This window comes from Gilliamella sp. Gris3-2 (assembly GCF_001690345.1).
In the GTDB taxonomy this organism is placed as follows: domain Bacteria; phylum Pseudomonadota; class Gammaproteobacteria; order Enterobacterales; family Orbaceae; genus Gilliamella; species Gilliamella bombi.
In genome coordinates this window covers 128,841-151,763 of record NZ_LZHB01000028.1, presented here as the reverse complement: position 1 = coordinate 151,763, position 22,923 = coordinate 128,841, and the positions used below count along the sequence as shown (strand labels likewise).

Annotated in this window: 16 protein-coding genes and 1 CRISPR repeat array; of the genes, 3 read left to right on the top strand and 13 right to left on the bottom strand. The window is 35.4% G+C overall.

Annotated elements, in window-relative coordinates:
* Positions 1-52: 52 nt before the first annotated feature.
* The 8 genes from A9G32_RS05430 to prfC all read right to left on the bottom strand — a co-directional run bounded on the left by A9G32_RS05430 (position 53) and on the right by prfC (position 12,428).
* Positions 53-2,362 (bottom strand): DNA internalization-related competence protein ComEC/Rec2, encoded by a 2,310-nt coding sequence (locus A9G32_RS05430; RefSeq protein WP_141672652.1) that lies wholly within the window; start codon positions 2,360-2,362, stop codon positions 53-55.
* 326 nt (positions 2,363-2,688) lie between these two features.
* The gene (gene ihfB, locus A9G32_RS05425; RefSeq protein ID WP_065589249.1) at positions 2,689-2,979 is read right to left on the bottom strand and encodes an integration host factor subunit beta; all 291 of its coding nucleotides are present in this window, start codon (positions 2,977-2,979) and stop codon (positions 2,689-2,691) included.
* A 98-nt stretch (positions 2,980-3,077) separates the two neighbouring features.
* The gene (rpsA, locus tag A9G32_RS05420; RefSeq protein ID WP_065589250.1) at positions 3,078-4,760 is read right to left on the bottom strand and encodes a 30S ribosomal protein S1; all 1,683 of its coding nucleotides are present in this window, start codon (positions 4,758-4,760) and stop codon (positions 3,078-3,080) included.
* A 111-nt stretch (positions 4,761-4,871) separates the two neighbouring features.
* Entirely contained in the window at positions 4,872-5,552 is a 681-nt protein-coding gene (cmk, locus tag A9G32_RS05415) for a (d)CMP kinase (protein WP_065589251.1), read from the bottom strand.
* A gap of 1 nt (position 5,553) precedes the next feature.
* Positions 5,554-6,834 carry a 3-phosphoshikimate 1-carboxyvinyltransferase gene (gene aroA / locus A9G32_RS05410; RefSeq protein ID WP_065559890.1) on the bottom strand — a complete coding sequence of 427 codons (1,281 nt, stop codon included), beginning with the start codon at positions 6,832-6,834 and terminating at the stop codon, positions 5,554-5,556.
* Positions 6,835-6,855: 21 nt separating this feature from the next.
* On the bottom strand, positions 6,856-7,728 hold the full coding sequence (locus A9G32_RS05405; protein WP_065559891.1) for a helix-turn-helix domain-containing protein: 873 nt from the start codon (positions 7,726-7,728) through the stop codon (positions 6,856-6,858).
* 99 nt (positions 7,729-7,827) lie between these two features.
* Positions 7,828-10,659, bottom strand: a complete 2,832-nt coding sequence (gene ptrA / locus A9G32_RS05400) for a pitrilysin (RefSeq protein WP_442902872.1) — start codon at positions 10,657-10,659, stop codon at positions 7,828-7,830.
* 176 nt (positions 10,660-10,835) lie between these two features.
* A complete protein-coding gene (gene prfC / locus A9G32_RS05395; protein WP_065589253.1) occupies positions 10,836-12,428 on the bottom strand; it encodes a peptide chain release factor 3 in 1,593 nt (530 codons plus the stop codon).
* Between the two features lie 203 nt (positions 12,429-12,631).
* Here prfC and ilvY point away from each other — a divergent pair, with 203 nt between their 5' ends.
* Together ilvY and A9G32_RS05385 are read left to right on the top strand one after the other, a co-directional pair.
* Complete coding sequence (gene ilvY, locus A9G32_RS05390) at positions 12,632-13,534, top strand: HTH-type transcriptional activator IlvY (RefSeq protein ID WP_065589254.1); 903 nt, start codon at positions 12,632-12,634, stop codon at positions 13,532-13,534.
* A gap of 119 nt (positions 13,535-13,653) precedes the next feature.
* Positions 13,654-15,831, top strand: coding sequence for a 3-hydroxybutyrate oligomer hydrolase family protein (locus A9G32_RS05385; RefSeq protein ID WP_065589255.1), 2,178 nt, complete (start codon positions 13,654-13,656; stop codon positions 15,829-15,831).
* Positions 15,832-15,907: 76 nt separating this feature from the next.
* Here the strand turns inward: A9G32_RS05385 and A9G32_RS05380 are convergent, their stop codons facing one another.
* From A9G32_RS05380 to fsa, 3 genes are all read right to left on the bottom strand, one after another.
* Positions 15,908-16,480, bottom strand: a complete 573-nt coding sequence (locus A9G32_RS05380; RefSeq protein WP_065589256.1) for an acyl carrier protein phosphodiesterase — start codon at positions 16,478-16,480, stop codon at positions 15,908-15,910.
* A gap of 15 nt (positions 16,481-16,495) precedes the next feature.
* Positions 16,496-17,302 carry a siderophore-interacting protein gene (locus tag A9G32_RS05375; protein WP_065589257.1) on the bottom strand — a complete coding sequence of 269 codons (807 nt, stop codon included), beginning with the start codon at positions 17,300-17,302 and terminating at the stop codon, positions 16,496-16,498.
* 149 nt (positions 17,303-17,451) lie between these two features.
* Positions 17,452-18,114 (bottom strand): fructose-6-phosphate aldolase, encoded by a 663-nt coding sequence (fsa, locus tag A9G32_RS05370; protein WP_065589258.1) that lies wholly within the window; start codon positions 18,112-18,114, stop codon positions 17,452-17,454.
* Between the two features lie 296 nt (positions 18,115-18,410).
* On the opposite strand from fsa, the gene A9G32_RS05365 reads away from it, so the two are divergent.
* Positions 18,411-19,277 carry a helix-turn-helix domain-containing protein gene (locus A9G32_RS05365; protein WP_065589259.1) on the top strand — a complete coding sequence of 289 codons (867 nt, stop codon included), beginning with the start codon at positions 18,411-18,413 and terminating at the stop codon, positions 19,275-19,277.
* A 112-nt stretch (positions 19,278-19,389) separates the two neighbouring features.
* Positions 19,390-19,897: a CRISPR direct-repeat array (repeat unit 28 nt; unit sequence TTTCTAAACCGCCTATGCGGCGGTAAAC).
* A gap of 259 nt (positions 19,898-20,156) precedes the next feature.
* On the opposite strand, the gene proP is transcribed toward A9G32_RS05365, so the two are convergent.
* Positions 20,157-21,662: a glycine betaine/L-proline transporter ProP gene (gene proP / locus A9G32_RS05360; RefSeq protein ID WP_065589260.1), complete on the bottom strand. Its 1,506-nt coding sequence runs from the start codon at positions 21,660-21,662 to the stop codon at positions 20,157-20,159.
* Positions 21,663-22,006: 344 nt separating this feature from the next.
* The gene (locus A9G32_RS05355; RefSeq protein WP_065589261.1) at positions 22,007-22,888 is read right to left on the bottom strand and encodes a DMT family transporter; all 882 of its coding nucleotides are present in this window, start codon (positions 22,886-22,888) and stop codon (positions 22,007-22,009) included.
* Between the last annotated feature and the right edge of the window lie 35 nt (positions 22,889-22,923).

Here is a 22,923-nt window from a genome sequence, read left to right as displayed (position 1 = left end):
ATATCTCAATATAACAATTATTATAGTTGCCTATAGCAAACGATAGCCTATTTTACTCATAATTTGGTAAACTACCAAACCAATCATGATACCATCTAGGTTTAATTTCACCTCGCATAGTTTTTAGCTTCCATGTTTGTTTATCAAAAAAAAGACTTATTTGACCTGTTCTAGCAGTAACATAATAGTCTAATTGTAAATCTTTATACTTTGCCATTACCTTATTGGAGGGGAGTTTCCAAGGATTATAACGAGATGTAGACGCCAAAGACTTTACTGGTTTAACATGATTTAAAAATGTATAACTTGACGATGTACTACTACCATGATGGGGGATTTGTAAAATAGTAGACGTTAGCTGATTTCGATATTTAGTAACTAATTGATATTCCTGATTACGTTCTAGATCTCCGGTTAACAATACAGAAAAATGTCCATCGGTAACTTGCACCACACAGGAATCCTTATTTTGAGCATCGCTAACCAGCTGATTAGGCCACAGCACATTAAACGTCAGATCATTCCAAATAACACTATTACCCGCTAAGCATTGATAATCATTATTAAAGTCAGAAGACGAACTCATTAACCATGCCTCAGGATAAATAAGTTGAATTAATTTCAAACCGCCAACATGATCATTATGTTGATGACTAATAATAATACCTTGTACATTCAAATTATGCCATTGTAGAAAAGGAATAATAACCCTTTCCATAGCGGAACTTTTTTCCCACTTAGCTCCTGTATCATACAAAATTGCAGACTTACCATCATGGATAACGATAGCTAATCCATGACCTACATCTAACATGTCTAACCGCCAACGATAGTGTTGCTGTTTAAAAAAAGGGGTAACCAGTATCATCAAAATTACGAGCAAAGTAATGCTAAAGCGTTGCCAAACACCTGTACGGATTATCACTAAAGTTAACCAACCTAAAAGACCTAATAAATAAAAATCTGAAGGGATGTTAATCCATAATTGATTAAGCCAATTTAAACTCAAAAATAGCCATTCTAGAGATTTATCAGCAATTAGCCAAAACCATAAGGCAATACAAAAACAATCAAAAATACTAAATATTAACGCCAATAAAATGGTAGGAAATGTAACTAATGAAATAACAGGAATTGCAATTAGATTTGTTAAAATCGAAACTCCACTAACACCTTGAAAAACAAAAAACTGAATTGGAAGCAGCAATAAGGTTAACCCACACTGCAAATACAATATCCTAATTATATACCAACGTTTTTTATGCCTTACTGCTTTGGAAAGCGGCGCCCAATCATGCAAAAAAATTAAAGTTATTACTGCATAGCAAGATAACCAAAAACTTTCAGATAAAATCATCAATGGATCAAATAATAATAACAACGCAATGATCCGATTGATTTTTTGCCATGAACTTATTTTATATTTTTTATAACGAAAATAGATCCAAATTGACAAAGCAACCATAGCTCGCAAAGTAGGCGGATTAAAACCTGTTAACCATGCATAAAGAAATGCACATAACCACCCTATTATAATTGGTACAAAAAAATAGATAAAACGCTTTGGAATAAAAAACAGTATAGCTTTAGCCAAAAAGCAACTAAGTCCATAAACAACTAAAATATGCATACCAGATATAGCCATTAAATGAGCAATACCTGTTTGCATCATTACCATACGATGCTCGTCATCTAATTGAGAACGATCACCAAAAGCAAGGGCTAGCAAAATACCTTTATAACTAAATAAATCGATATAAGGTATAGCCAAATCAGTAATATATTGTCTTAAGTCAGATTTATCATTTAATAACTTGGCATCAACCAATTTAGCCGATAATAAGCTACGATTTGCTATCGAAAAGCGTTGGCTATCAAATCCTCCATCATTTAAGTATCCATGTACAACTTTTGTTTTTAGTGTCAATTGCCAAATTTCCCCAGATTTAGGAGGATCTAACCTATCCCAGTAAACAGAAATCGGAATATCATTTGCAAGCGTAACATCTGAAATGGAAAAAATAGAAAATGGCATGTAATAAGGTCCGTTGACCGTTGCTGCCTGATGAGTATTGATATTAACTACTTTGGCGTTAACAACTAGCGTTTTATAAATATAGGGAGAAATGTTGGATAAATATTGCTTAGAATAAGCAGTTGACCACAAAAAACCTAAACTAAATGCAACAAAAACAGATAAATACCAACGAAAATTAACAAAAACGGTTAAGACAATTAAAAACAAGATAAAAGCAAGTAAACACCAATATAGATCAGACAATAAATGGGGCAAAAAGAGTAATGGCAAACAACCTAATGAAAACATGATAGCCATTAAATCCAAAGAACAAATTTTTTGCACTAGCACCTTACCATCTTTAAATTGAACAATATAAGTTTATCACTTGATATTATAAAAAAATAATTGATGTTGAATTTTTCGATCTTTGTTCCATTTTAATCATTAATCTTAATGAAATTTACTGAAATTATTCGCAATATTGCATATTTTAAAAGAGGGATTTAACGACTTAAATCAACATAACGTTGACTGGTTTTTCCTTAATGATAAATGGTAAAGGTTATTTAAATAAGTAAGTACGACTAGATGATAGAAATTAAACTAGCTAAAACAAAAAAGCCTTTGATTTAACTCAAAGGCTTCCATCTAGGTGTGAAATTTAAAGATTATGTGTTTGCAGCATTATTTACTCTTTCACGTAATTCTTTACCTGGTTTGAAGTGAGGTATATATTTATGTTTCACTTCAACATTACCACCAGTTCTTGGATTCCTTGCTTTACGTGGAGCTCGATAGTTCAAACTAAAACTACCGAAACCTCGAATTTCCACACGATCGTTACTTTCCATAGCTAAAGCGATCTGTTCAATGATATCTCTAACTGAATCATCAACTAGTTGAACAGGGAGGTGTGTTCGCCAGTTAACAATTCGTTCTACTAAATCTGATCTGTTCATGATCACTCCTAATTTATTTATGTGGCATGTAACTATTTCATTTTATCCCATAAAAGAAAAAGAGGGCAAGCCCTCTTTACTCTTTACATAAATATTTTTTACTCAGTTTTTGATGCAGCTTTGAATGCTTCTGCCATTGCATTAGTAAATGATGCATCTTCTTGAGTTGTTGTGTTGTTTACTGCTGCGAGAGCTTCTTTTTCATCAGCTTCATCTTTCGCTCGTACTGATAACGAAATTGCACGAGTTTTACGATCGATGTTAACAATTTTAGCTTCAACTTCATCACCAACTTTTAATGCAGTTGTTGCATCTTCAATACGCTCACGAGCGATATCTTGTGCTTTTAAGTAGCCTTCAATACCTTCAGCGATTTCGATGGTTGCACCTTTAGCGTCAACTGCACTTACTGTACCTTTAACTATTGTGCCTTTTTTATAGTTAGAAGCAAAGCTACTGAATGGATCATCTTCTAATTGTTTAATACCTAGAGAGATACGTTCACGTTCTGCATCAACTTGTAAAACAACAGCTTCGATATCATCACCTTTCTTATAAGCTTTAACAGCTTCTTCGCCAGGCATATTCCAAGAAATGTCTGAAAGATGAACTAAACCGTCGATACCGCCCTCTAAACCGATAAAGATACCAAAATCAGTGATTGATTTGATCTTACCGCTAACTTTATCACCTTTATTATGTGTTTCAGCAAATTGTAACCATGGGTTTGGTTTACATTGTTTAAGGCCAAGAGAAATACGACGACGTTCTTCGTCAATTTCAAGCACAACAACTTCAACAACATCACCTAAGCTAACAACTTTAGATGGATGAATATTTTTGTTTGTCCAGTCCATTTCAGAAACATGAACTAAACCTTCAACACCTGTTTCAATTTCAACAAAACAACCGTAGTCAGTTAAGTTAGTTACTTTACCTGTTACTTTAGTACCTTCTGGATAACGTTTAGCGATTGAAACCCATGGATCTTCACCTAATTGTTTTAAGCCAAGTGATACACGTGAACGATCTTTGTCAAATTTAAGTACTTTAACAAGTAATTCTTGACCAACTTCAACCACTTCACTTGGGTGTTTAACACGTTTCCAAGCCATGTCTGTAATGTGAAGTAACCCATCAACCCCACCAAGATCAACAAATGCACCGTAATCGGTAAGATTTTTGATGATACCTTTAACTTCAGAACCTTCTTGTAGATTTTCAAGAAGTTGTTCTCTTTCTGCACTATTTTCAGATTCAATAACTGCACGACGTGAAACAACAACGTTGTTGCGTTTTTGATCTAATTTAATAACTTTTAATTCGATTTCTCTATTTTCAATATGAGAAGTATCGCGTAATGGACGAACGTCAACTAGTGAACCTGGAAGGAACGCACGAACGCCATTAAGATCAACCGTAAAGCCACCTTTAACTTTACCATTGATAACACCTAAAACTGTTGCAGCATCTTCAACTGCTTTTTCTAGTGTAAGCCATGCTTCATGGCGCTTAGCTTTTTCACGAGATAAGATAGTTTCACCAAAACCATCTTCGATTGAGTCAAGCACAACGTCAACAACGTCGCCGACTTGAACTTCTAATTCGCCTTGGGCATTTTTAAACTGCTCTACTGGAATCGCTGATTCAGATTTTAAACCAGCGTCAACTAAAACAACATCTTTGTCGATTGCAACGACAGTACCACGGATCATATTACCAGAACGAGTGTCTAGTTGATTGATAGACTCTTCAAAGAGTTGAGCAAAAGATTCAGTCATATTTATATACTTAAGTTAATTTTAACGTCCACATTACATCCTGTCTTGTGGGGTTGTTTATAATACTCCATACATCCTTATAATGGAGCTAGTTTCACGCTATAATTTAAGTTACAACGCAAGTTTTTCGTTTATATACTTAATAGATTGATTAAAAACATCTTCAATAGACAGTGATGTAGTATCAATTATTAGAGCATCAATTGCAGGTTTAAGTGGCGCAACGGCGCGATGACGATCTCTTTCATCACGCGCAGTTATTTCCTGCAAAATTTCGGCGAATTTAACATTATTTTGCTTATCTTGCAACTGTTTCATTCGCCTTTCTGCACGAGATTGGGCACTAGCATCAAGAAATATCTTAACAGGGGCATCACTAAATACTACACTGCCCATATCACGACCATCTGCAACCAATCCAGGTGCTTGCTTAAAGTCACGTTGACGTTGTAATAAAGCTACTCTAACCGAATTAATTGCCGCCACTTTTGATGCGGCTCCCCCCGTCTGTTCTGTACGGATTTCTTTAGTCACATCAATCTGATCTAATAACACTTTAACATTATAACCTTGCGTATCAAACGTTAGTGGCAAATTCAGAGCTAGTTGTTCAAGTTTATTGGCATCATCTAGCGCAATATCTTGCTTAAGCGCGCTAAGAGCTAGCACACGATAGATAGCACCAGAATCTAAAAGATGCCATTTAAAATGATTGGCTAATGCTTGACATAACGTGCCTTTACCGACACCGCTTGGCCCATCAACAGCAATAACGGGAACAGATTTATTCATTTTATTCTTCGCTTAATCGTTTAAATTGTTCGAAATAATCAGGAAAAGTCTTCATTGTGCATTTAGGATCTAATATTGTCACAGGTGTATCTGAAAGCGCCACTAATGAAAAACACATAGCAATACGATGATCATTATAGGTTTCGATTTCGGCATGGTTTAATTTAACTGGAGGAATAATAGTAATATAATCGTGACCTTCATCAACAGTTGCGCCAACCTTTCTTAATTCAGTTGCCATCGCATATAAGCGATCAGTTTCTTTAACTCGCCAATTGTAAATATTACGAATTGTTGTTGGACCTTTAGCAAACAGCGCTGTTGTGGCGATAGTCATTGCTGCATCTGGGATATGATTCATATCCATATCAACACCGTGTAATTCACCACGAGAGCATTGAATATAATCATCAGCCCAAATAACTTTAGCCCCCATTTTTTCAAGTACATGAGCAAATTGGGTATCGCCTTGTAAGCTATTTTTTCCAATGCCAGTTACTTTAACAGTACCGCCTTTAATTGCAGCCGCTGCTAAAAAATAAGAAGCAGAAGAAGCATCGCCTTCAACTAAATAATCGCCTGGCGATTGATAACATTGATTAGCTTTAACAGTAAATTTTTGATAATTGTGATTGGTAACCAAAACACCAAACATAGCCATCATCTTAATAGTGATATCAATATAAGGCTTAGACACCAAATCACCAATTATAGTAATTTGAGTATCATTTTGTGCTAATGGCGAAGCCATTAACAACGCAGTTAAAAATTGGCTAGAAACCGAACCATCAACTTGGATTTCACCACCAATAAAACCACCATGAAGGTGTAATGGTGGGTATCCTTCATTTTCGAGATAATCAATTTTAGCACCACCTTGACGCAGCGCATCGACTAAATGGCCAATTGGGCGCTCTTTCATGCGTGGTTCGCCGGTTAGCACAATATTATTATGACCAAGGCATAAAGCTGCAGTCAGTGGACGCATTGCTGTGCCAGCATTACCTAAAAAAAGCTCTAATGCATGGTTGGATTGCAAAATACCGCCTACACCTTGCACATCACAAATCGTGCGATCGTGTGATAGCTGATACTTCACACCTAACGCTGCAAGCGCATCAAGCATATAACGAACATCATCACTATCAAGTAAATTCGTTAACCGTGTATTACCTTTACTCAATGCTGATAATAATAAAGCACGATTAGAAACACTCTTTGAACCAGGCAAATTGATAGTACCATTAAATCTTTTTATCGGTTGTAATGTTAAGGATAACATAAGGACTCTCTTTAATATTCTTTAAAATTTCTCTAACGTCGCTTTCAATAAATCAATTGCTTGCTTATCTTTAGCACTATTTTCCCATAACTTATCAAATAAATGGCGATACCGTTTAATTGCATGATAAGATGACGTAATCGACGCAATACCAGTAGTAACATTAGGTAACTCACCTAATCGAAATGGGCTCATTGCTAATGAAATAGGATCCCCATCTTGATAAAAAATCTGAAAAGCAATTGACGGAATAGCTTCTTGTGTAATAGCAATTGTTGGCGCAAGAGATTGTTGTTCAATTAACTGAATTAAGTGATAAACTTCTTTGCGTGCTAGTAGCATTCTTTCCGATTTTTTACCCGGCGAAATAGTTAAATTACCAACCAAACCAATATGTAAAAAACGTTCTACATTACGTAAACTGATTAAATTAATAACTTTTGGAATTGATTGACAGAACTGAGTTTTACGATCTTTTAAAATGGATAAGGTAGTGGCATATTTTTGAGGATCAGCGGGTTTACTCGATTCATTTAACATCATCGCTAAATGAGACAAATAATCAGAAGAAGTTAATAAAAAGGAAAAAGGATCGAAATGAGAATAGATATGAGTTGATTGTTCTTCTAATTGGCGCATACGTTCAAAAAAACCTTCACCACTCGAATAGTATTCAGTATCAATGCCGAGTAAACTAGCAAAAGACGTATCAAGCAAGGAAGCCAATCGCTCTAGAGTTTCAATTTTAACGATCTCACCCTTCTCTAACCGATATACTGCTGCTCTTGAAATTTTAAGGCTTTCTGCAACATCTTCAGCCTTCAAAGAGGCAGCAATCCGATACGCACGCAGACGCTGACCTATAGCACAATAATCAATCGATCCAGTAATCATAATACACTCAAACTATTAGGATTTTGGCAGTGTATCACAAGGTGATAGCAATGCCAATTTTTGGCAAAATGTTTTAGGTGTAGCCTATATTTTTAACAACTATTTTAATAACACATCTTGCAATGCCGATACATTTTCAAATTCAGTAAACTCAGAAATTGCCTCTGGTTGTTTAGCATTATCTTCACGCTTACCAAGAACTTGCGATGCAAATACAAAACCTTTTTTATCCATCACTGAACGGTTATAAAAATCAACTAAATCTTGTTGAGTGATTTTTTTCAATTGTTCAATTTTTTTGTGCCGTGAATCAAACGTAAAACGCGAATTTCGATAGTCAGCCATATAACGACTAAACTCTTCATCCAATGTTTGCGGAGGCATTTTCAATTCATCAAGTACCGCTTTTTTATATTGCTCAATATCTTCTTTAGATAATGCTTTAAGCTTACTTAATATAACAGGATAAAATTCTTGGTAACGCTTAAATAAATAAACTGGATCGTATTGGTTGCTTTGAATGATAAAACTCATTCCAACTGAATCTCCAACTGTAACAGGGCCAGCAAATACAGCGTAGCCGAGTTGTTCATTGGTGCGTAACTGATCATAAAACCAAGGTGAAATAATTTTCGACAACGTATAACTTAGCATACTACTAGCAATTCGATCATAACCTGTTGGAATATAGCTCATCATCAAAGCATTATCAGTGCTTTTCGCATATTGAGTCATTTTGGCCTCCAATGATTTTTTAATCTGAATATTATCAACAGGAGTAAATTCAACATCACGCACTAGTGTTTTTTGGATGGAATGATAAAGATCCAAAGAATCCTCGTTAGACAAATTACCCAAGCTAAGCATATAAGGTACTGAGTGGGTTAATAAATTATCGCGATAAGTTAACACGTCATTAATAGTCATGGTTGCTGTAATTTGACGTCTTTCATCCCGTTCAAAATACGGTAAATCTGACAATTCATTAACAGGATTAACCGCCAACCAATAACTTTTAGCATGCTCAGATTTATCCAATTCCTGCAAATACCAAGATTTAGCTAACACTAAGCTTTGCTCATCAATCGTCACATTGCGATAACTATTAAGAATTGCTGTCACCATTTTTGGTAAATGCTGACTAAAACCACTGGCTGAAATCATTAAGCCATTATCATCATCCGTTGACAACGAAATACCCGCAACGCCTGCCTGAAATAGTAATTGTTCTAAATTACGACTTGCAATGTAATCAAGTAAATTAAAAGCGACCTCTGCTTTAGCATCACTAAAAGCCTCGTTATTCCGTAACGAAACCACAATCGCCGCTTTAGGTTCAGTTTTGAAATATTGACTAACAAAATGAAGATGATTACCACGTTTACTAAACCCAGCTGGTTGAGCTTGAGCACGGTTTTGCTTCACAATTGAAAAATCGTCGGGAATATAAGGATTTAATTCAGGTAAACTAAATGTGAAATTTTTGCCTAAAGCCAACCAATTCGCTTTTTGCTCACTAGTAATATTATCGATTTTATAAGGTGCGTCTACAAAATAAGCCGTCTTATTAGTTGTTTCATTTGGTGAAATAATCCAAACTCTAACGTTATCGGGCGTTAGGCTTTTTAAACGAGCGGTGATCGCTGTTTTATCAAAATTATTAGCAATAAAATCAGAATTTAATATATTTTTAACGGGGTACAACAACATCTGATCAGATAGCCATTCCACATAAGACATATCACGCTCAACATCCTGATACTTAAATTCTAGAGCTAAAACTTTCTTAAGTTCTTCATAATAAGCATCAGAAATTCCTTGCTTTTGAATTAACTGTAAATAATTAAAAATAGCCCCAATAACTTTATCTTTTTGAGCGAGACCATCGTCGGTTAAGCTCACATTAATACTCAACATACCGCTATTACCATAACGGATAGGGTTGATAGACGAACTAATACCTTCAATAAGCCCCTGCTTTTGTAACTGATCAGACAACGTATTGGTGCTACTGTTATCAATTAAATAAGTGATATATTCATCACTTTTATCAGCAAATTTATCTAAATTGTTTTCCATTGGAAATTGTAAAAATAGCAATTTTTTAGGTTGCGCTGGCACCATTGCAATCTGTTTGCTTAGCACATTTGGTGTGATCGCTGGCTTATCAACTATTGGAGCATTAATATTTTTATTAGGGATTTTACCAAAGGTGTTTTCAGCTAATTTTGCCAATTTATTGATCGACTGATTACTATAAATTACCCCCACCATGATATTAGACGAATAATAATCTTTATGGAAAGTCACTAAAGCATCTTGTAATTTACTACTTGGTTTATCACTTAATGTTTCTAAATTACCACCCGAAAACTGTGCCGATGGATGATTAGGGTTAATAGTTTCGGAATTAACTTGCCCGATCCTAAAACCATCATTTGATCTGGCCATTGTCAATTCAGCGTTAACTGCATTACGTTCTTTATCGGCAAATTTAGGATCTAAATTGGGCTCAGCAATAGCATCAGCTAAATAATCCAGTGCTTTATCAAATGCGCTATTTTCAACTTCAAAATAAAAAGCTGTTCTATGTGCCGCAGTGCTAGCATTATAACTTCCCGAATGACGACTTAAAAATTGAGAAAAGCTTGCTGGTTCTGGATAATTTTTCGATCCCATTAATACCATATGTTCAGCATAATGAGCCAACCCTTGTTGCTCTTTGGGATCTTGCAACGAGCCGACAGGCAGTGCTAATGATGCCAGTGATTTTACAGCATTAGGATCAGACACAAGTAACACGCGCATTTTATTTGCTAGCTCAACCACCTCATATTGGCGCTTATCGCGCTCGCTTTGCTGAACTTTTTCTAACAAAACTGGGCTCACTAGCTTATTTTCAATAGCAAACAATACCGGTGAAGTAGTCATAGTTAATAATCCAATAAAACTACCAATTATTAAATTGACTATTTTTTTATTTTTCAAATCCATAATATTCCCTCGCTTGACTTTATCATCAAAAAAATGCGGTTAAAAAGAAAGAAGCAGATGTATCAAAATGATTAAACATAATGATAGATTCCGCTATTTTGTGATGAATACAATCAATGTTCTCGAGTTTTTCTAAACTCAATATCAGGATATCTTTCTTGAGTTAAATTTAAATTAACCATACTTGGTGCCACATAAGATAGATTATCCCCGCCATCTAAGGCCAAATTTTGTTCACATTTTCGTTTAAACTCTTCCAGTTTTTTCACATCTGAGCACTCAACCCAACGCGCTGTTGTCACATTAACTGGCTCATAAATGGCTTCAACGTTATACTCTGATTTTAAACGAGCAACCACCACATCAAATTGTAGCACCCCTACAGCTCCCACAATTAAGTCATTATTGGTTAATGGACGAAACACTTGTACAGCACCCTCTTCGGACAATTGAACTAACCCCTTTAATAACTGCTTTTGTTTAAGTGGATCTTTAAGACGAATTCGACGAAACAGTTCTGGTGCAAAGTTAGGAATGCCTGTAAATTTCAGATCTTCACCTTGTGTAAAAGTATCACCTATTTGAATCGTGCCATGATTATGTAAACCAATGATATCACCAGCATAGGCTTCTTCAACATGTTCACGATCACCTGCCATAAATGTTAAGGCGTCAGAAATATTGATATCTTTAGCAATACGTACATGTCGTAACTTCATGCCCTTTTCATATTTACCCGATACAATGCGCATAAATGCAACGCGGTCACGGTGTTTAGGATCCATATTGGCTTGAATTTTAAAAACAAAACCACTGAACTTTTCTTCTGATGATTCGACTTCACGCTTATCGGTTTGACGAGGTTGAGGAGTTGGTGCCCAAGCTGTTAAACCATCAAGCATATGATCCACGCCAAAATTACCCAATGCCGTACCAAAAAAGACTGGCGTTAAATCGCCTGACAAGAAAGCATCTAAATCAAATTCGTTTGATGCGCCTTGCACTAATTCAAGCTCTTCACGCAGTTGCTGCGCTAAATCATCACCCACCGCTAAATCCAAATCAGGGTTAGTTAACCCTTTAATAATTCGGACCTCTTGTATTGTATGACCTTTCCCTGATTGGTAAAGGTAAGTTTCGTCTTTAGCTAAATGGTAAACACCTTTAAATAACTTGCCACAACCAATCGGCCAAGTAATAGGGGCGCACATAATATTTAACTCGTTTTCAACCTCATCAAGCAGTTCCATTGGATCGCGAATATCACGGTCTAACTTATTCATAAAGGTTAAAATTGGTGTATTGCGTAATCGTGTCACTTCCATTAATTTGCGAGTACGATCTTCAACCCCTTTTGCTGCATCAATTACCATCAAACAACTATCAACCGCTGTTAGCGTACGATAAGTATCTTCAGAAAAATCCTCGTGCCCTGGAGTGTCTAATAAATTAACTAAGCAGTCATTATAAGGAAACTGCATCACAGATGTAGTAATTGAAATACCACGTTGCTTTTCCATTTCCATCCAGTCTGACTTAGCATGCTGGGCATTAGCGCCACGGCCTTTAACTGTACCAGCTGTTTGAATTGCATGACCAAATAACAATACTTTTTCGGTAATGGTTGTTTTACCAGCATCGGGGTGAGAAATAATTGCAAAAGTGCGACGTGCATTAACTTCGTCTAAATAAGCTTGTTCTGTCATAAAACTGTTTTAACTCACACAAAAATAATCACATATTTTAGCAGGTATCTGTCTGTTTTGCTATTGATGTTATATGCAACGTTATTTGCCTTATTTATTTATCTATGCATAATATTTGACTTAATAAGTAATGCACTATTTACTGCTTTTTGTTAAAAAGTTTCAGGTAACTATATGTTTAAGTATAAAAACTGGGATTTGCTATGAACATTCGTGATTTAAAATTGTATTTACATTTATGCGAAACCTGTCACTTTGGTATAACGGCAAATGCTATGCATGTTAGTCCATCAACCTTATCAAGGCAGATCCAACGACTTGAAGAACATTTTGGTCACGCGCTATTTATTCGAGACAATAGGCAAGTACAAATCACTTCGGAGGGCGAAAAAGTTAAACGTTTTGCTCAACAAGTAATAAACATGCACCAACAACTAAAATATGATTTAGATCAATCTAACCAACAAATTGTCGGCGAACTCACTCTATTTTGTTCAGTCACCGCTGCATATAGCCATCTACCTGAAATACTTGATCGCTTTAGGATCCACTATCCTCTAGTTGAAATCAAACTATCAACGGGTGATGCTGCTGACGCTGTAAAGAAAATTCAAGCAAATGAAGCCGATTTAGCTATAGCAGGTAAACCAAAACAGCTCCCTACTGGTATTGAGTTTTTAAAATTTGGCGAAATTGAAATGGTATTGCTAATACCTAAACTTAATAGCACGTTTAGTGACAAACTACATCAAAAACAGCCTGACTGGCATAATATTCCCTTTATATTGCCTGAACATGGCCCTAGTCGCCACCGTATTGATTTATGGTTTAAGCAAAGAAAAATTTCCAATCCCAAAATTTATGCTACGGTTGCAGGACACGAAGCCATTGTATCGATGGTTGCTTTAGGTTGTGGGGTAGCCTTATTACCTAAAGTCGTAATGGACAATAGCCCTGAACGAATAAGAGAGCGCATAACCGAATGGTCAACAAACTTAATGGAACCGTTTGATGTTGGTATTTGTGTACAAAAAAGAAGATTATCAGAGAAAATCATTGCTGCCTTTTGGGCAATTTGCAATCTCAATTTATCTAATAACGCATAACAAAAATATAGTGTATAATCACACCTCAAAAAATTAAAACTATATAACGTGTTAACTAGCATATACCTAATTTTTTATTAAGATTTTATGTAGCAGAATAACATTGCATGGTATTGAAAATGAAAAAGATAAAATTAAGAACGTTAGCCTCATTAATATTTTTTGCCGCTGTTACTATGCCATTAATGGCACAGTCCAATACCACAAAATCAACCACCTCTAACATAAACGCTGGTACTGGCAAAAACAATACAAAAGCCGATAGCAAAACGGCAACGTCAACCACAACTATAACAACCAATACTGAAACTAACAGCAGCACGCCATCCCCAATTGATAACACAATTAAAAAGCCAAAGTGGCTAGTTCGCAATACATTGGCTTATTATGATGGTGATAGTGATGACCTTGTTACAGCTGGACTTGGGTTTACCCCATTATCAACCACTATTATCGTGCCAGAAGTTGAAATTCCAGCTAAACCAAACTTTCAAGAACGCCGACAAGCCAAACTAAATCGCTATATTGACACCAAAATTGGTGAAGGAACACTATTTGGTTTTAGAAAGCAAGAACTAACCCCTTTGTTTGACGGTAAAATTGCAGGTACCGAAATATCAGCTGTACAAAGACAAGACGGTGTTGGCATGTTGCTACAAATTCCACTTGATTTTAACAAAAATAAACCTTGCATTGTTGCGGTTCCTGCTAGTGATTCGGATGGAATATTTAATACCAAAGATATACAGATTCGTGGATTATGGGGACTCCGTCACAACTGTGCAGTAGTATATAACGACAAAGGGCTAGGTAACGGCATTTATGATATTGAACGCAAACTTGGATTCACCGTTTGGGGAGAAGTACAAAGCGGTAACATCTTATTCTCTCCTTCGATTAATAATAAAGAAAAATATATTAAAAAATATCCCCACCGCTATGCTATAAAACAACTACACTCGCAACTCAATGCCGAAGCCCGCTGGGGGGAACACGTATTAAAATCCCTAGAATTTGCTTTTTATGAACTTAATATTAAGTTTTCACCGAATGATCAAGCTATATTCAACAAAGACAACACTCTGGTTTTAGTCTATGGCGCAAGTGATGGTGGTGGAGCAGCATTAAAAGCTGGAGAATTAGACGACCAAAATATAATTAACGGCATTGTTGCAGTTAATCCACAAATTCAACCAAATCTTGACAAAGCCTCAATTAAACTCAAAATCGGCAACAACAACTCGCAAAAGTTAGAAGCCAAATCTATTGCTAATTACAGTGCTTATGGTGCGTTATATATACCATGTGCCATACCAGCCATAACAGCTTATAAAGAAGATGCTTATGTACCTTATGCGGATTATTTTCTTTATTCACAAGAGCGCTGTAACGCCCTTAAAAAAGCAAAGTTACTTACTACAGGAACACCAAAAGAAGCGCTAGAAAAACTACATAAAAATGGTTGGACACCAGAAATGGACATCCAACTACCCTATTTTTACTACACTGAATCCATTGGTCTACCTTATCAATATATTAGTGCTTATGGCAAATATAGTGTCACCGAAAATATGTGCAATTTTTCGGTAGCAAGCACCCAGCAAAACCCAATTAACAACACAGGAAAAGTTGCACCATTAAAAGAAATTTCGTTTGAACAAATATGGGGAATGGCTAAAGGCCATTTACCGCTTTGGAATGGCCGTAATGCAACGGTTTTGGATCTAGTTGAAAACGAAGATCTCAACACTCCAAGACGTGAATTTTATTCTAGCTCGCAAACAAAAAATACTATTGATTATGGCACCAAAGGGTCGATCTGTGTTTATGAAAAATCACAAGAACCACGAGTTAACGAAGGCATAAAACAAGTTATGGCATCGGGTAACTTACATGGTATAAAAACCTTTATTGTCCATGGTCGGAATAATGTTAAACAATTACCAAACTATACATCGCGCGCTTATGTTGCATTAAACAGTTTGGTAGAAGGTAAACAATCACAACTGCGATATATTGAAGTAGAAAACGCCAGCTACTTAGATGGCAGAGCCCCATTTGACAACACATTACTACCAATTGATTATTATGGCGAAGATGCCATCGAATGGTTATGGGCTAACTTAACCAACAACGCTACGCTACCAATAAGCCAAGTTGTACATACTAAAACTCGTGGAGGTAAAAGTGGTTATGCGCCACAAATAACCAACAACAACCTAAAACCGATAGCCCAAACGCCAAATAGCAACAGCATTATCCAAAAAGAGGATGGCAAACTGATATTGCCTAATTAACAGCAAATATTCAAAATGCTACTGGTTTAAGCACAGCGGCTTGAACTGGTAGCACCAAAACTCAGCTTAGCTAGAGCTAAGCTTTTACTATTAAACAGATTTTGGGATATAACAAAAAAAATAACGACTCTAATTGAGCATAATGCTGCTTAACATCAATAATTGTTTCTTTTAACAAATATAATTTTGGTCGTCTATTTGCCATACCACTAAGGACATTACCAACAAAGTCAATAGAAGCATAATTTTCGAGCCACTCCCCTTGCCACATTGAATTCATAAAATGCTGATAATCTACCGGATAAACGTCAATATAAGGTTGGATATGAGCTTTTGTTACTTGATTAAATTGAGACACACTCGACAACAAACCATAATTAGCCCAATGCTTTGACAAAAAATGATCCCACACAATATCTAATGTAATGGGTGCAACTCGCTGATGCGATTTTCTAAACAGCAGCTTGGCTTTCTTAACTTCAAGCAGGCTATCGGTCAATCTATCAATTTTACGGTGTAGCATAATGCCATCGGCAATATTAGAGTTATAAATTAAATAAGGATCACCTTTAACAAAATCAGCAACTGTATTACCAATCAACGAACTACGTGCTAACGTAGCCAAATGCAAATGAGCAAGAATATTCATAAAAGTAACCGTTAATTATTCACGATGTTTAAATTCGCCTTCGGCGAAACCTTCTCGCCAGTAACTAGTAATATGAAAAGCATCAGGCGACAAATGTATATATTTATCTTTAATAGCATGACGAACAGATTGTGCCAACGAACTCTCCATCCCTCCCCAAAACAACAGCTTATTTTGCTCTGATAAATCAGCATTAATTACCGCATCAACTAATTGAAAGGGATTATCCCTATTTTGTATAAACCAATTCACCTTAATATTTTTATTATCTGGCAACGGCACTATATCACTTTTATGATTAACCTGTATAAAGGCAAAAGCCTTCTGATTTTGAGGAAGATGTTCAAGCGTATAACATATGGCGGGCACAGCCGAAATATCCCCCATTAACACCAAACAATTATCAGTAAATCGCAACTTGCTGGCTGCCGCAATCAAACCAATTTGGTCACCAATCTTAGTTTTTTGCGACCACACTGAAGCCAATCCTGTATCATGAATAGCAAAATCAACAAAAAATTGATTAGAGGCACGCTCAAATTCGCGCACACTATAACTACGGACTAGCTGACGTTGCTTATCATCAACAGCGATTTTATTATTATCATCAAGTTTAGGGAAAGTAATTACATTGGTTGAAGGATCAGGAAAAAGCAATTTTAAATACGGACAAATCCATAATGGATCGATATTTACTGGTTTATCGCTACTAAACTGTATGCGAATAAAACTGGGAGATATTCTTTCAATATTCAATACTGTTAATAACGCATTGACGATGACTTTCTTATTGAATTTGATTTTTCCTATTTTTTCATCCATCAGCTGATCCTTATATTTATTGCTAAATGGCTCATCATACAACAAAATATATTAGAATAATGCTATTTTTATAATTGAAAAAATAGATAAACTTGTTTAACCCAAAAGCGATGAAACAAGTTTAGAAAAAATCAAATTAAAAAATAAATTTAAAACGATAACGCACCAAAAGCATTACACCAGTCTTGATCAAACTTAGTAATCGCCGCATCAACAGCTGGATCAGAAATAAATAGCTCAGCCACATCTACTGGCAACGTAATAGACTTACAACCAGCAAGCATACAATCTAACGCTTGCCTTGGCGTTCTAAAGCTTGCGGCTAACACCATCGATTGTGGACAGTGCAAATCTAACAATTTTTGTAATTCCAGTACTGTATCTTTACTATTTCCGCCTTGAGCATCAATGCGATTAACATAAGGTGCAATATATTTAGCCCCTGCTAATGCAGCTAAAAATCCCTGCCCTGCACCATAAACAGCCGTTCCCAAAGTTGGAATTCCTTGCTGGGTTAATTCTTTAATTGCAATCAATCCTTGAGCATTAACAGGAATTTTAGTCACAATCGATGGTACTGCTTTTCTAAGCTGATGAGCTTCTTTTATCATTTCATCAGCATTACTTGAAAGTACCTGAGCAAATAGTAATTTATCTGAACCCAATACTCCCTGTAGTTCATCTAATAACGAAAAAATTGGCTTGCCCGATTTTGCTACAATGCTTGGATTAGTGGTAACCCCACTAATAGGTAACACCTCAGCTAAACGTTTAATGGCGACAAGATCGGCGGTATCTAAATATAATTCCATGGTTAACTCCTAGCTAAAACCAACAAATATCTATTAACGTATACATATAACGCTCTTTGTATTACAAATTTTGCGTTACAGCTATAGTAAAAAAAACTGATCCAACCGCCTAGAAGACAATTTTGTCATTTACTGGATTTTTGTACGCTAAATAAGAAATTGAGATTTAGATCACACAACGAAAAATTAACATTAACTTATTAAATAAAAGAAAAATTTATACTTATTTTCATCTTTTCCATATGCGTATATAATCTAAACGATAGTACACACTTGATTTATCATTAACTTAATTTATGACAAAAATCATTAACGAAAAACTAACCAAACTAGTCAATAACCAAGAGTCAATCAATCATATCTATTTTGCCAATAGTAATGCTTGTCCGCCTTCACTTGCCTACCAAGTCAACTTTCCTAGAATTGAAATTATATTAGAAGGAAAGCAACAGATGCTATGGGCGGATAGTAATGGCAAAGTTATTGAAAAAATATTATCAATTAATGATCTTTTATATATTTCCGCTCAAAGTTGGAACAAACCCATTTGGACAAACCCTGTTACTTCATTAAACATATTGTTTGGTAAACAACAAATTGGTATAAGCCTATTGCAATGGGATGGCACACAACTAATTCCGCTTGGGCAAATTAACACACCAAGACGAGGCCCGCGGGTTGGTACATTTATTATTCAAGCGCTGACCGAACTTATCTGGCAAAACCAATCATGTAAACAAAATCAAACTGCTTACTATCTTATTCACAGTTTACTTAGCAACACACTCGATTTGTTAAATATCAATATCAAAACATCATCCAAAACTACTTGCCTATATGAAGCCATTCGCCAATATATTGATACTCACTTTCGTGAAGATATTACACGCGACTTTTTAGCTAATATGTTTTACATTTCACCCAATTACTTATCACATCTATTTCAAAGCGAGGGAAAAATAGGGCTAAATGAATATCTAAATCATATTCGCTTAGAATATGCAAAATCGCTATTAAAGGATTATGATCTAAATATAAAAGAAATTGCTCTAGCATCGGGGTTTAAAGATAGTAATTATTTTTGTCGGATTTTTAAAAAAAAGACAGAGCGAACACCCACTGAATATCGTCGACAATATCATAGTAAGTTAATGTGCAAATAGTTTTTTCACAGTTAACTTTCAAACTTTTTTGTTTTTTAATTTAATAATTTTAATTAAAATTAAGCTGTTATACAGTAGTAAACGTTATGCTGTTAAAAATAATAATGCCAGAATTTCTAACCGCCTATGCGGCGGTAAACGAAAAGCAGGATCGACGGCGATTGTCTGATTTTTTCTAAACCGCCTATGCGGCGGTAAACACACGCTAAAATATATCAAGCTTCCGACTAATTTTCTAAACCGCCTATGCGGCGGTAAACTGACTTTAGGCTCACCATAACGAGGAATGTAGTTTCTAAACCGCCTATGCGGCGGTAAACACCGACCCCACGGGAAAACTGATGCGAGTTTATTTCTAAACCGCCTATGCGGCGGTAAACAGCGTACTGGGGTTTATTAAAAACATGAACAATTTCTAAACCGCCTATGCGGCGGTAAACACCACGACGAGAATCTATAATGTATAAATATATTTCTAAACCGCCTATGCGGCGGTAAACCATTATCGCTTAAAGATGCTAGGATTTTGGTCTTTCTAAACCGCCTATGCGGCGGTAAACATCAGAGCGCCATTAATAACTGGCGGTAAAATTTTCTAAACCGCCTATGCGGCGGTAAACTAGAAACCGATATACTATAAACCCTGTTTAGCAAAAGGCAAATAGGATTTCTGTTTTCAAAAACCCTTTTTTGAAGATCTTACATAATACTTTGTTTTTATTTACTTTTATTTATTAATAAAAAAAAGGGTTGGCAGTGTTTTAGCTATTTCTATGATGGATCAATTTTACCGTTAGAAATTACTTATATATCGTTTTGATTTTATTAAATTTTGGTTTTGTATGTTAAACAAAACATACAAAACCAAAAATAAAAAAATCAATCTAACTTAGGATGCTGATCGACTAAATTCTGACGCTGTTGTTGTAATGTTTCGATCTGCTGTTCTATATCTTCGACTTTTTGTTCTATTGAGTCAAAGTGATCCGATAATATTTCTTTTGCCTCTGACCTGTCTGATGCTGCGGGCGTTGCGCCGCGGAGTGGACGGTTTGCGGTTTCTTTCATTTTTATGCCTGTAAGTAAACCCACTAATGCCACAACCATTAAATAATAAGCTGGCATGTATAAATTATTACTTTCTTCAACCAACCAAGCCGCCACTGTTGGAGTAGCACCAGCAACTAATACCGAGATATTAAATGATATAGCTAGAGCACTGTAACGAATACTAGTCGGAAAGATAGCCGGTAAAATTGAGGCCATAACACCAGTAAAACAGTTAAGTAATACAGCTAAAATCAATAATCCTAAAAAGATAAGACCTATAATATCACTATTGATCATAACAAATGACGGATAAGCAAGAATTAATAAACCTAAGCTTCCCCCAATAATGAACGGCCTGCGACCTATTTTATCGCTAATAAAACCAATTAATGGTTGAACAAATAACATACCTATCATGATAGCAATAATAATTAGTACGCCATGATCTGTATCGTAATTTAAGTTATGAGATAAATAACTAGGCATATAGGTAAGCAACATATAATAAGTCACATTAGTAACAATCACTAACCCTACACAGACTAATAGGCTTTTCCAATATTTGATAATAATCTGTTTGAAAGTCATTTTAGGTTGATTAGTAATATGATCGCGAACATTTTGATCCATCAAATCGGTATGCTGTTGAAATGCAGGTGTTTCATCTAGTGCATGACGTAAGTAAAGCCCAATTAGTCCTAGCGGTAAAGCGAATAAAAATGGAATTCGCCAACCCCAATCATGAAATGCAACTTTGCCAAGAATACTAGATAAAAGCACGACTAAACCTGCTCCAACTAAAAAACCAGCAATCGAACCAAAATCTAACCAACTCCCCATAAAACCACGTTTGCGATCTGGCGAATATTCGGCAACAAATATAGCCGCACCAGAATATTCCCCCCCTATTGAAAATCCTTGCGCAAATTTAGCTAGCAATAATAATATTGGCGCAGCAATACCAATTGAGGCATAAGAAGGAATTAAACCAATACAAAAAGTGCTTAACGACATAATAATGATGGTTATTGATAATACTTTTTGGCGTCCAAATTTATCACCAAGGATCCCAAACACTAAACCGCCTAACGGCCGAACTAAAAATGGTACGGAAAACGTGGCGAGTGCGGCAACCATTTGAACACTAGGGGATGCATCAGGGAAAAAGACTTGCCCTAAAACATAGGCTAAAAAGCCATATACACCAAAATCAAACCACTCCATCGCATTACCAAGTGCTGCTGCGGTAATGGCTTTTTTTAACTTGCTATCATCAATTATCGTAATATCGTTGATGTTTAATGGTTTATTTTGGGACTGTCTTATTTTTTTCATAAAATACCGCCTGTTTACATACAAATAATAAAAGGAATGATGCAACAAGGTAAACGGTTACCTTTTAATACACAAAGAACAATACTTTTTAGATTACACTTTGAAAAAGTGTTTATCAGTTAATTAAAATTGAAGCAAAATACAGCAAATATAAAAAAAGAGGATAATAAAAAAGCAAAAACTAATGTTTTATTGTTTGTTTTAATTTCTACTAAATAACAACAAAACAATTCCTTTTTGTGAAAATTGAGAGCTAATTATAGCAAAATAACCTCATTTTGTAAAATTTTCTTGATTTTTAAGTTAATACTAAAGCCATTTAAAAATGGTTGTTTGCTTATTAACTATTTCCGTGAACAAAAGTAGATCCCAATAACTATTAGTACTATCGACACAATATGAAAATACGCAACTGGTGTATGTAAAAATAAAATACTGAAAATTCCTGCTGACAAAGGGATAATATGAGTATAGATTTGCCCACGTGTTGCACCAATATCCATAATACCTTTATTCCAAAATAAATAAGATAACCAAGACGCAAAAATAGCAATATATAATAAGCCAAGCAAAAAACTTGTTGAGGTATAATGCGCTAGGTTGGAAACTGGGTAAAAATAAAAATACACTAACGCAACAGGAAGTAACATGACCGAACCTAACACGGCACTAACAGTCACAAAAGCATTGCCAGATATAGATTTATCTTTTAACCGTATAAATGCACTATAACAAGCCCAGCTCATTGCTGATGCCATTGCCCATAAATCCCCTTTATTAATATTACTCAACTCACTTAAATTAGTTAGATTTCCTTGTAAAATCAAATAAATCACGCCAATTGTACTAAATAGCACGCCTAAAATATTATTTTTTGAAATCGTATCATTAAATAACAATTTATTCATAACCAACACCATACATGGTGTTGCTGAAAGGTAAATTGATGCATTAAGCGATGAGGTATATTGCAATCCAACATAAAGTGTTAATGGAAATAAAATCTGCCCAAAAATGGCTAACAAACAAATGGGACCAATTGATTTTCTAATTTTGGATAAGTCATTACGAACTTGACGTTGATATAAACACAATAATAACAGCGCAGTAATAACCCAACGACCTTCGGATATTACCATAGGATCGGCTTGAGTAACTAAAACACGTCCAACAACGTAATTACCACCCCAAAAACAAGCCGCCAAAGTAAGAAATAAATATGGCATAACAATACCCAAATATTAGTATAAAGATATAATGG